10 protein-coding genes are annotated in these 9,421 nt (G+C 72.3%); 2 read left to right on the forward strand and 8 right to left on the reverse strand.

Translation table 11 applies throughout. From position 1 onward, the window contains the following. Positions 1 to 120: 120 nt before the first annotated feature. Genes ACWD11_RS14055 through ACWD11_RS14065 form a run of 3 tightly spaced genes read right to left on the reverse strand, consistent with a single transcriptional unit; the run spans position 121 to position 2,124 of the window. A complete protein-coding gene (locus tag ACWD11_RS14055) occupies positions 121 to 1,026 on the reverse strand; it encodes an NAD kinase (RefSeq protein ID WP_389419513.1) in 906 nt (301 codons plus the stop codon). Beyond that, positions 1,023 to 1,838 (reverse strand): TlyA family RNA methyltransferase, encoded by an 816-nt coding sequence (locus ACWD11_RS14060; RefSeq protein ID WP_451283114.1) that lies wholly within the window; start codon positions 1,836 to 1,838, stop codon positions 1,023 to 1,025. The genes ACWD11_RS14055 and ACWD11_RS14060 overlap by 4 nt, the downstream gene beginning before the upstream one ends. Positions 1,839 to 1,845: 7 nt before the next feature. Then, on the reverse strand, positions 1,846 to 2,124 hold the full coding sequence (locus ACWD11_RS14065) for a hypothetical protein (protein WP_451283116.1): 279 nt from the start codon (positions 2,122 to 2,124) through the stop codon (positions 1,846 to 1,848). Between the two features lie 42 nt (positions 2,125 to 2,166). Here ACWD11_RS14065 and ACWD11_RS14070 point away from each other — a divergent pair, with 42 nt between their 5' ends. Then, positions 2,167 to 2,514, forward strand: a complete 348-nt coding sequence (locus tag ACWD11_RS14070) for an SCP2 sterol-binding domain-containing protein (RefSeq protein ID WP_389419516.1) — start codon at positions 2,167 to 2,169, stop codon at positions 2,512 to 2,514. 11 nt (positions 2,515 to 2,525) lie between these two features. Here the strand turns inward: ACWD11_RS14070 and ACWD11_RS14075 are convergent, their stop codons facing one another. The 4 genes from ACWD11_RS14075 to ACWD11_RS14090 form a co-directional block, all read right to left on the reverse strand. Continuing rightward, positions 2,526 to 3,371, reverse strand: coding sequence for an ABC transporter ATP-binding protein (locus ACWD11_RS14075; protein ID WP_389419517.1), 846 nt, complete (start codon positions 3,369 to 3,371; stop codon positions 2,526 to 2,528). Then, a complete protein-coding gene (locus ACWD11_RS14080) occupies positions 3,368 to 4,405 on the reverse strand; it encodes a FecCD family ABC transporter permease (protein ID WP_451283119.1) in 1,038 nt (345 codons plus the stop codon). The genes ACWD11_RS14075 and ACWD11_RS14080 overlap by 4 nt, the downstream gene beginning before the upstream one ends. Continuing rightward, complete coding sequence (locus tag ACWD11_RS14085) at positions 4,402 to 5,445, reverse strand: FecCD family ABC transporter permease (protein ID WP_451283121.1); 1,044 nt, start codon at positions 5,443 to 5,445, stop codon at positions 4,402 to 4,404. Before ACWD11_RS14085 ends, ACWD11_RS14080 begins: the two co-directional genes overlap by 4 nt. Positions 5,446 to 5,506: 61 nt before the next feature. Then, positions 5,507 to 6,535 (reverse strand): HAD hydrolase-like protein, encoded by a 1,029-nt coding sequence (locus ACWD11_RS14090; RefSeq protein WP_389419520.1) that lies wholly within the window; start codon positions 6,533 to 6,535, stop codon positions 5,507 to 5,509. A gap of 72 nt (positions 6,536 to 6,607) precedes the next feature. On the opposite strand from ACWD11_RS14090, the gene ACWD11_RS14095 reads away from it, so the two are divergent. Beyond that, entirely contained in the window at positions 6,608 to 7,900 is a 1,293-nt protein-coding gene (locus ACWD11_RS14095; RefSeq protein ID WP_451283123.1) for a DUF1015 domain-containing protein, read from the forward strand. Positions 7,901 to 7,996: 96 nt separating this feature from the next. Here the strand turns inward: ACWD11_RS14095 and ACWD11_RS14100 are convergent, their stop codons facing one another. After that, positions 7,997 to 8,716, reverse strand: coding sequence for a hypothetical protein (locus ACWD11_RS14100; protein ID WP_451283138.1), 720 nt, complete (start codon positions 8,714 to 8,716; stop codon positions 7,997 to 7,999). Between the last annotated feature and the right edge of the window lie 705 nt (positions 8,717 to 9,421).

A 9,421-nucleotide genomic window follows, 5' to 3' on the forward strand; every position in this document is an offset into this window, starting at 1 on the left:
GCAATGCGAGGCGCCCTGTCACCCGGGGGAGTGGTCCGGCTGAAGGGGCGCGGGGAACTGCGCGAGCAACCACGACGAACCCGCACCGGCCGGCACAGAAGCAACCACCCCCACAGGTGGCTAGTGAGGCGCTCCCCGCCACCCGGAAACCGGCAGCGCGAACTTCGCCACCAGCCGGTCCGTGAACGAAGCATGATGCAGCCGGGCCAGTCGCACCGGCACCGCTCCTCGCCGCACCTCCACTCGGGCCCCAGGCGGCAACTCCACCGTCCGCCGCCCGTCACACCACAGAACCCCCGGCGGAATATGAGGCAGCACCTCCACCGCCAACACGGAATCCGGCGAAGTGACCAGCGGCTTCGCGAACAGCGCGTGCGCGGAGATCGGCACCATCAGCAGCGCCTCCACCTCGGGCCACACCACCGGCCCGCCCGCGGAGAACGCGTACGCCGTGGACCCGGTCGGCGTGGACAGCACGATGCCGTCGCACCCGAACCCGGTGACCGGCCGCCCGTCGATCTCCAGGACGACCTCCAGCAGCTTCTCCGCACCGGCCTTCTGCACGGCCGCCTCGTTCAGCGCCCAGTCCGTGTGCACGATGTCGCCGTTCCGGTGGACGACGACATCGACCGTCATCCGCTCCTCGACCTCGTACGCCTTGGTGACCACCCGGTCGACGACCTTGTCGAGATCGTCCCGCTCGGCCTCCGCGAGGAAGCCGACCCGCCCCAGGTTCACCCCGAGCATCGGCACCCCGGACGCCCGTGCGAACTCCGCGCCGCGCAGCAGCGTCCCGTCCCCGCCGAGCACGATCAGCAGCTCGCACCCGTCGAGGCACTGCGGAGTCGCCTCCTCGACCAGCTCCACGCTCTGCGGCAGCGGCAGATCGGCGGCCTCCGCCGCCAGCACCCGTACGCCGATGCCGGACCGCAGCAGCCCCTTCACCACCAGCTCGGCGCTGCGGATCGCCGCGGGCCGTCCGGTGTGGGCCAGCAGGAAAACAGTTCGAGCTCGGTTCTGTGTCAACGCGGCCCCTCCGCCACTGCACGGTCAACGTCGGCCGGGTCCAGTGCCGGTGCCCCGGACCGCAGCCACAGAAAGTACTCAACATTCCCGGACGGCCCCGGCAGCGGACTCGCCGTGACCCCCCGCACTCCGAGCCCCAGCTCCCAGGCCCGCCCCGCCACACCCCGTACCGCCTCGGCGCGCAGCTCCGGGCTGCGCACCACACCCCCGCTGCCCAGCCGCTCCTTGCCCACCTCGAACTGCGGCTTGACCATCATCACCAGGTCGGCGTCCGGTTTCACACACCGCACGAGGGCGGGCAGCACCAGACCGAGCGGGATGAAGGACAGGTCCCCCACGACAAGATCCACCGGCTCCCCATCGATCGCGTCGAGGGTCAACTCGCGTACGTTCGTACGGTCCTTGACGGTGACGCGTTCATCACTCCGCAGGGCCCAGGCGAGCTGTCCGTATCCGACGTCGACGGCGACGACGTGCGCGGCCCCCGCCCGCAGCAGCACGTCCGTGAAGCCGCCGGTGGACGCCCCCGCGTCCAGTGCCCGCCGCCCCTGGACGAGCAGCCCCTGGGGTACGAACACCTCCAGCGCGCCGGCCAGCTTGTGGCCGCCCCGCGACACGTACTCGGGATCGCTGTCGTCGGAGGAGACGACGATCGCGGCCGCCGTCTCCACCTGTGTGGCCGGTTTGGTCGCGACGTTCTTGCCGACGGAGACCCGCCCCGCGGCGATCAGCTGGCTGGCGTGCTCGCGCGAGCGCGCGAGCTTCCGCCGGACCAGCTCCGCGTCGAGACGGCGACGTGCGACTCCTGCCACGTTCGGTTCAGCTCCTACTGCCATACGCCGATGGGGGCGCCGGAGGTCCCGGGCGGGCGTCGAGCGCGGTGAGCGCGTCGCGCAGCCCCCGGTGTACATCCTCGTACACCTCGACGTGTCCGTCCGTGGCGAGGTGGTCGGCGTCGGCGAGACGCTCCAGCTGCGCGTCGGCCTCGGCGTGACCGGTAGGGGTACGGGGGACGCCCAGCGGGGCGGGGGCGGCGGGGTCGTACTCCGGCTCCACCGCCTCGGGGGAGGTGTCCGTTTCCGTGACTGCGTCGCTCATGCCCCGACGCTACCCCGAAGCGCTGCGGTACCGTCGATCGCGATGGCCACGATCGCAGAGTGCCGCGCCGCACTCGAGAAGCTCTCGGACTCCATGCAGCACGCCGACGGGGACGTCCGTACCGCCGCCGCCCTGGACCGCTCGGTCAGCTGCCACATCACCGACCTGGACGTCACCTTCGTCGGGCGCCTCCAAGGCGGCCGGATCCAGGTGCACGACACCGTCCAGGGGCCACCGCCGGACAAGGCTCAGATCAGACTGGCCATGACCGGCGACGACCTGGTCGCGCTGGTCGACGGCGACCTGCACTTCGCCAAGGCCTGGGGTTCGGGCCGGGTGAAGCTGCACGCGGGCGTGCGCGACCTGCTCGTCCTCAGGAAGCTGCTCTAGCTCCCTTCTTCTCAAGCCGGGGTCTTCACCGCGCGCGCCTTGCGCGCGGCCGGCACCACCAGCGGGGTCCCCGTCTCCGGGTCGTCGATGATCTGGCAGCGCAGCCCGAAGACCTCCTCGACCAGTTCGGCCGTGACGATCTCCTTCGGCGCCCCCTCCGCGATGACCTCGCCGCCCTTCAGGGCGATGAGGTGGGTGGCGTACCGGGCCGCGTGGTTGAGGTCGTGCAGCACGGCGACGAGCGTGCGGCCCTGCTCCTCGTGCAGCTCCGCGCACAGGTCGAGGACGTCGATCTGGTGCTGGATGTCGAGGTAGGTGGTCGGCTCGTCGAGCAGCAGCAGCGGTGTCTGCTGGGCGAGCGCCATCGCGATCCACACGCGCTGGCGCTGGCCGCCGGAGAGTTCGTCGACGTACCGGTCGGCGAGCTCGGCGACCCCGGTCTGCCGCATCGACTCCTGGACGACCCGCTCGTCCTCGGTCGACCACTGGCGCAGGATCCCCTGGTGCGGGTACCGGCCGCGGCCCACCAGGTCGGCGACGGTGATCCCGTCGGGCGCGATGGAGGACTGCGGCAGCAGCCCCAGCGTCCGCGCGACCTTCTTGGCCGGCAACGACTGGATGGCCTGCCCGTCCAGCAGCACCCGGCCCTGGTTCGGCTTGAGCATCCGCGACAGCGCCCGCAGGAGCGTCGACTTGCCGCAGGCGTTCGGGCCGACGATCACGGTGAAGGAGTTGTCGGGGATCTCCACCGACAGCTGCTCGGCGATGACCCGCTGGTCGTAGGCCAGGGTGACGTTCTCGGCGGACAGGCGGTTCACGGTGCTCCTTCGGATGTTCTGGTGCGCGGCGCCGCTCATATCCGGCCCGCCCTGCGCTCGGTGACCAGCAGCCACAGCAGATAGACGCCGCCGACCACTCCGGTGACCACGCCCACGGGCATCTGGTCGGCCCCGAAGACGCGCTGCGAGGCCCAGTCGGCGACGACCAGCAGGGCGGCGCCCATGCACAGGGACGGCAGCAGGTTCGGTCCCGGCGAACGGGTCAGCCGCCGGGCCAGCTGCGGGGCGGTGAGCGCGACGAAGCTGACGGGGCCCGCGGCGGCCGTGGCGGCCGCGGTGAGCAGCACGGCGGAGATCATCAGCAGCGCCCGTACCCGCTCGACCCGCACCCCGAGCGCGTTGGAGACGTCGTCGCCCATCTCCATCATCCGCAGCCCCCGCGCGTTGGCGAGCACCAGCGGCACCAGGACGGCGCACAGCGCGAGCAGCGGCCAGACCTGCGCCCAGTCCCGGCCGCTGAGGGAGCCGGTCATCCACACGACCGAGCGGGCCGCGTCGACGATGTCGGAGACGGTCAGCAGATAGCCGTTCACGGCGGTGAGGATCGCCGACATGCCGATCCCGACCAGGACCAGCCGGTAGCCGTGCACGCCCTGCTTCCAGGCGAGCAGATAGATGGCCAGACCGGTCACCAGGCCGCCCACCAGGGCACCGAGCGTGACGTGGCTCGCGCTCCCCGAGAACAGCACGATCATCGTGAGCGCCCCGGCCGTCGCGCCCTGCCCGAGGCCGAGGATGTCCGGACTGCCCAGCGGATTGCGGGAGACGGCCTGGAACAGCGCGCCGCCGAGCCCGAGCGAGGCCCCGACCAGCAGGGCCACCAGGACCCGCGGCAGCCGCAGCTCGTTGACGATGAACTCCTGCCCCGGATCGCCGTTGCCCACCAGCGTCTTGACCACGTCACCCGCGGAGATGGGAAAGTCCCCGGTCCCGATCAGCACCACGCTCGCGGCGAACGCGGCGAGCAGCAGCAGGAGTACGACGGTCAGGGCCCGGACGTCGAGCCGGGCGGAGAAGCCGCCGGGGGTGCGCACGGCACGGTTGGTCTTCACAGCTGCGCCGTCCTCCGCCGTCGTACGAGCAGGATGAACACCGGACCCCCGATGATCGCGGTGATGATGCCGACCTGGACCTCCGAGGGCCGGGCGATGACCCGGCCGATCACATCGGCGCCGAGCAGCAGCACGGGCGACAGGATGCCCGCGTACGGCAGGATCCAGCGCAGGTCGGGTCCGGTGAAGGAGCGCACCACGTGCGGCACCATCAGGCCGACGAACACGATCGGCCCGCAGGCGGCGGTCGCGGCCCCGCACAGCACGGTGGCCGCGAGCATGGACAGCGCCCGGGTGCGGCCGAGATGGGCGCCGAGCGCCTTGGCGGTGTCGTCGCCCATGGACATGGCGTTCAGCGGCCGGGCCAGCGCGAGCGCGAGAACCATGCCGGTCACCAGGAACGGCAGGACCTGCGTGATGGTCGACCCGGTCGCCGAGGACAGCGAACCCACCGTCCAGAACCGCATCCGGCCGAGCGCCGCGTTGTCCGCGATCATCACGGCCTGGAGGTACCCGTAGAGCGCCGCGCTGATCGCGGTACCGGCCAGCGCGAGCCGCACCGGCGTGGCCCCCCGGCTGCCGCCGAGGAACCAGACCAGCGCCCCGACCGCGGCCGCGCCGAAGAAGGCGAACCAGATGTAGCCGCTCATCGAGGTGACGCCGAGGAACGCGATGGCGGTGACGACGGCGGCGGAGGCACCGGCGTTGATGCCGAGCAGTCCGGGATCGGCCAGCGGATTACGGGTGAGCGCCTGCAGGACGGCCCCCGCCAGACCGAGCGCGGCACCGGCCAGCAGCCCCAGCACGGTCCGGGAGATCCGCTCGTCGACCACGACGTCGCCGTACGTCCCCGTGTCCTGGAAGAGGCCGTGCCAGACCTGCGCCATCGAGAGGTCCTTCGCCCCGATCGCGATGCTCGCCAGCGCGACGAGCACCAGGAGCACGACGGAGCCGAGAAGCCCAAAGGAACGTATCGCCCGGCGGCTTGGGGGCGCGGGGGCGGTCTCCGCGCGCTGTTCTGGAGGACTGTCGACCAACACGCGGTTAGGTTAGCCTACCCTCGCAATCCGCCTCGACGTCGAGTCGGCAGTCAACGAGGCCTCACCAGCCCAGCCGGGCCAACGCCTTACCCGGATCCAGCGTGCACGCGCCCTCGCCCGCCGCCGTCCAGGCCGCCGCACACAGCGCGCGCAGCCCGTCCAGCGCCTCGCCGTCACCGTCCAGCTCCAGCCGGTCCGAAGCGGCCGTGGCCGTCCAGCCCCCGCACCGGAACCCGTCACCCTCCTCCGTGACCTCCGGCTGGCCGGTGAGCAACCCCCGCAGATCGGCGTCCACATACGTCGGCCGGTGCTGCGGCGGCGCCGCGAGCACCTGCGCGCCGTCGGCGACGCCGGTGAGCACCAGCAGGGAGTCGACCTCGCCGTTGAACGCCCCCTCGATGTCCGTGTCCAGGCGGTCCCCGACCACCAGCGGCCGCTCGGCGCCGGTGCGCAGAATCGTCTCCCGGTGCATGGGAGGCAGCGGCTTGCCGGCCACCTGCGGCTCGGCCCCGGTCGCGATCCGGACGACCTGCACCGCCGCGCCGTTGCCCGGCGCGATCCCCCGCGCACTGGGAATCGTCAGGTCGGTGTTGGACGCGAACCACGGCACCCCGCCCGCGATGGCGTACGACGCCTCGGCGAACCGCCCCCACGCCAACTCCGGCCCGCCGTACCCCTGCACGACCGCCGCCGGCTCGTCCTCCGCCGACTCCACGGGTACGAGCCCCCGCTCACGCAACGCCACCCGCAGCCCCTCACCACCGATGACGAGGATCCGGGAACCGGCCGGCACCTGCTCGCTGATGAGCCGCGCGACCGCCTGCGCCGAGGTGATGACATCGTCCGCGCCCGTCGGTATGCCCAGCTCGCTCAGGTGCTCCGCGACGGCGTCCGGGGTCCGCAGGGCGTTGTTGGTGACGTACGCCAGATGCATCCCGCCCGCCCGGGCCGTGGCCAGCGACTCGACCGCGTGCACGATCGCGTTCCCGCCCGCGTACACCACGCCGTCCAGGTCGAGCAGCGCCGTGTCGTACGCCTCGCTCAGGGCCCGGCCACTGCCCTCGGGCCTCGTCCTGACGCTCCGGCTCATTCCGCATCGCTCCTCGTTCGACGGCTTTCCCCCGATCATCCCGCATGCCACTGACACACGTACGATGCCGGGATGAACTCAGCAGGTCACTCGGAAGCGAAGACGCGCCGGGGCCTGGAACTCACCCCGTTCCGAGGCCTTCGATACGACCCCGACCGGGTCGGCAGTCTGGCCGCCGTGACGTCCCCGCCGTACGACGTCGTCGTCCGCCCCGACGGCCTGCACCACCTTCAGTCGGCCGACCCGTACAACATCGTCCGCCTGATCCTCCCCCAGGCCGGCACCGCGGACGCCCGCAACGAACAGGCGGCCAGGACCCTGCGCCGCTGGCTCTCCGAGGGCGTCCTGACCACCGACGACGAACCCGGCCTCTACGTCTACGAGCAGCGCGACGAGAGCGGCCTGCTGCAGCGCGGCGTCATCGGCGCCCTGCGCCTGTCCGAGCCGTCGGAACAGGTGGTCCTGCCCCATGAGGACGTCATGCCGCATGTGGTGGCCGACCGCGCGGCCCTGATGCGCGCCACCTCGGCGAACCTGGAACCCCTCCTCCTCACCTACCGGGGCAACGGCTCGGCCACCGACGCCTCCGCCGTACTCGAGCGCGTCATCGAGCAGCCCCCGCTGCTCGCCACCACCACCGAGGACGGCTTCCGCCACCGCCTGTGGGCCCTCACCGCCCCCGCCGACGTGGCCCGCATCCAGTCCGACCTGGCCCGCCACCAGGCCCTGATCGCCGACGGCCACCACCGCTGGGCGACCTATCGCCGCCTGCGCGCCGAGCACCCCTCCCCCAGCCCCTGGGACTACGGCCTCGTCCTCCTCGTCGACACCGCCCGCTACCCCCTGCGCGTCCGCGCCATCCACCGCCTGCTGCACGGCCTGCCGGTGACGGCCGCCGTGGCGGCCCTGGAGGGCCTGTTCCGCGTCCAGCGCCTGGAGGTCGCTCTCTCCGACGCCCTGGCGGCCCTCGCCGACGCGGCCCGCGACGGCAACGCCTTCCTGCTCGCCGGCGACGGCGCCTTTCACCTCGTGGACCGCCCCGACCCCGCCCTCATGGCCCGCACGGTCCCCGCCGACCACCCGCCGGCCTGGCGCACCCTGGACGCGACGGTCCTGCACGCCACGCTCCTCGACCAGGTCTGGCACATCCCCGAGGACGACCCCACCCGCATCGCCTACATCCACGACGCGGCGGCCACCGTCCGCAAGGCGGAACACGACGGCGGTACGGCCGTACTGATGCACCCGGTCCGCGAGGAGGTCGTCCGCGATCTCGCCCGCCAGGGCGTCACCATGCCCCGCAAGTCGACGTCCTTCGGCCCGAAACCGGCCTCGGGCCTGGTCCTGCGCGCACTGGACCTGTGAACGCAGGACCGGTGAACGCTGGATCTCCGAAAACAGAATCTCCGAAAACGAAAGGGGCGGATCCCAAAGCTGGGATCCGCCCCTTCTCAGTCCGTCCTACTCCTCGTCGTCGGAAGCGTCCGGCGTCTCGTCCTCGTCACCGAGGGCGTCGACGAACTCGACTCCGTCCAGCTCCGCGAGCCGGTCCGAGGCATCGGTGCTGCCGTCCTTGTCGGCCTCCACGGCCTTCGCGAACCACTCCCGCGCCTCGCTCTCCCGCCCGGCCGCCAGCAGCGCGTCGGCATAGGCGTACCGCAGCCGCGCGGTCCACGGCTGTACGGAGTTGGAGGCCAGCTCCGGGCTCTGCAGCGTCACGATGGCCGCGTCCACCTGCCCCAGGTCACGCCGGGCGCCGGCCGCGACGAGCCGCATCTCCACCTGCCCGGCCTTGTCCAGCTTGTGCACCTCGGGCGCCCCGGCCATCTCGAGCGCCTTCTCCGGCCGCCCGAGCCCACGCTCGCAGTCGGCCATGAGCGGCCACAGGTCCACGGTCCCGGTCATCCGCCGCGCGGCCCGGAACTCGGCGAGCGCCTCGGAGTACTTCTGACTCGCGTACGCCGCGAACCCGGCAGCCTCCCGTACGGCGGCGACACGCGACGCGAGCCGCAGCGCCACCTTGGAGTAGCCGTACGCGCCCTCGGGGTCCTCGTCGATGAGCCGCGCGACCATCACCAGGTTCTTGGCGACATCCTCGGCAAGCGTCTTCGGCAGGCTCTGCAGCTCCTGCCGTACGTCCTTGTCGATCTCGTCGCCCGTGACGTCCTCGGGGATCGGCAGCCGCTTGATCGGCTCCCGGTCCCGGTCGTCGCGACCGCGGTAGCCGCCACGGTCGTCGTCACGGCGGTCGTACCCACCGCCACGGCGGTCATCCCGGCCACCACGGTCATCACGCCCGCGGAACCCACCGGGACGCGCGCCCCGGTCGTCACGACGGGGACCGCGGTCACCGCGGTCATCCCGGCGGAAGCCACCACGGTCGTCACGGCCACGGAAGCCGCCACGGTCGCCGCCGCGGTCGTCGTCACGGCGGAAGGCAGGGCGGTCGTCACTGCGGCGGTCGTCACGGCGGCGGTCGTCACGGCGGTCGTCACGGCGATCCTGCGGACGGAACCCACCACGGTCACCACGGTCCGGACGGTCACCGCGGTCATCCCGACGGAAGCCACCACGGTCGTCGCGACCGCGGAAGCCACCGCGGTCACCACGGTCGTCGTCACGGCGGAAGGCGGGACGGTCGTCACTGCGGCGGTCGTCACGGCGGTCGTCACGGCGATCCTGCGGACGGAACCCACCACGGTCACCACGGTCCGGACGGTCACCGCGGTCATCCCGGCGGAAGCCACCACGGTTGTCGTCGCGACCGCGGAAGCCACCGCGGTCGCCACCACGGTCGTCGTCACGGCGGAAGGCAGGGCGGTCGCCCCGGTCATCACGGCGGGGACCCCGGTCACGGTCGTCGCGGCGCGGCCCGCCCTGGCCCTG

Source organism: Streptomyces sp. NPDC002776, from assembly GCF_053592195.1.